1 protein-coding gene is annotated in these 1,395 nt (G+C 58.6%); it reads right to left on the bottom strand.

Going from position 1 to position 1,395, the window contains the following annotated elements; all coding sequences use genetic code 11:
• Positions 1-277: 277 nt before the first annotated feature.
• Positions 278-1,303, bottom strand: a complete 1,026-nt coding sequence (locus RPS27_RS08715; RefSeq protein ID WP_164934317.1) for an IS110 family transposase — start codon at positions 1,301-1,303, stop codon at positions 278-280.
• Positions 1,304-1,395: the final 92 nt, after the last annotated feature.

The following is a 1,395-nucleotide window of genomic DNA, read 5'->3' on the forward strand; positions in this document are numbered from 1 at the left end:
AGCCTTCTGTGGTTGCCGCCCGCAATGCAAGAAGTTTCTGACCCTTTGGCGTGTGATCGAGTGCGGTCTTCTGTCAGGCCTTCCTTTACGGCATTTTCAGAAGCCGCTGGCCGGTATGGTGATCCGCGGACCAGGTCCAATTCTCATCTCCGAGCACGTCGGCTCTTTGGCTCTAGCTGGTTTCCTGATCCAGATCTGTTCGATCGTTGCGCCCATTCGGGTCGTCGCCTTCTCACACCCCCTTCGCCAACGTCAGGCTATTTCGTGCTGCATGCAGTCATGCCGTCACTGCCTGCGCTGGGTTCCGATAATCCTCCTTCCGGGTGAGCATGGCCCAAATCGTCCGAGCCATCTTGTTCGCCAAGGCGATCGCCACAAGCATGCGCGGCTTCCTCGCCAGCATCTGCGCCAGCCAGGATCCGCTAGGGATCGACTTGCGCCCGAGCCAGTTCAGCCGCGACATCGCCCCAACGATGAGCAACTGGCGAATGTCCGCCTGTCCTTCCTTCGAAACGCGTCCGAGCCTTTCCTTTCCCCCTGAGGAATGTTGCCGTGGGACCAAGCCGAGCCAAGCCGCGAAGTCTCGGCCACGTCGAAAGGCCGCCATGTCGGGCGCGAAAGCCTCGATCGCGAGTGCGGTCAGCGGGCCGACCCCCGGCATTGTCTGCAGCCGCTGCGCCGTGACCGTCCGCGTCGCCAACTTCTTGAGCTGCTCTGCCTTGGCATCGATCCGCTCCGTCTTGTAGGCGATCTGATCAATGAGACTCCGACATTCCTCGCGGACCAGTTCTGGTAGATCGCTGTTCGGATCTTCGAGGATTGCGTCAATGCGTTTAAGTTGTTCGATTCCTTGCGGGATGATATGGCCGAATTCGTAGAGAACAGAACGCAGCGCATTCACCAGATCGGTGCGCTGATGAACAAGGCGCTTCCGAGCCCGAAAGAGCACTGCCCTGGCCTGCTGTTCTTCCGATTTCGGCTCGACGAAGCGCATCTCGGGGCGCTGTGCCGCGATCACGATTGCTTCGGCATCAGCCGCGTCGTTCTTTTGGCGTTTCACAAAAGGCTTCACATATTGCGGAGCGATCAGTTTCACTTCATGGCCGAGCTTGACCATCTCCCGTGCCCAATAGTGGGCGCTGCCACAGGCTTCCATCACCACCACTGCCGATGGGTGGCCCGCCATGAACTTCCGAAACTGAAGCCGCGACAGTTTCTTTCGAAATTTCAAGTGTCCCGCCATTGACGCCCCGTGGAGCTGAAACACATTCTTGGCTAGATCCACTCCGATCACCGTATCCATCAATTTGCCGTCCTCTTCGCTTCGGGGTTCAAACACTGCGTTCTTGGCACATTACGATGCCGTCTGGGGAGGGCGGCAACCATCCCATCTCA

Origin of the sequence: Bradyrhizobium sp. WYCCWR 12699 (genome assembly GCF_032144035.1) — a bacterium.
In the GTDB taxonomy this organism is placed as follows: Bacteria; Pseudomonadota; Alphaproteobacteria; order Rhizobiales; family Xanthobacteraceae; genus Bradyrhizobium.

Bases quoted from the DNA above. Each gene is read 5' to 3' on its own strand.
- RPS27_RS08715 (WP_164934317.1), bottom strand. From the start codon at position 1,303: ATGGATACGGTGATCGGAGTGGATCTAGCCAAGAATGTGTTTCAGCTC.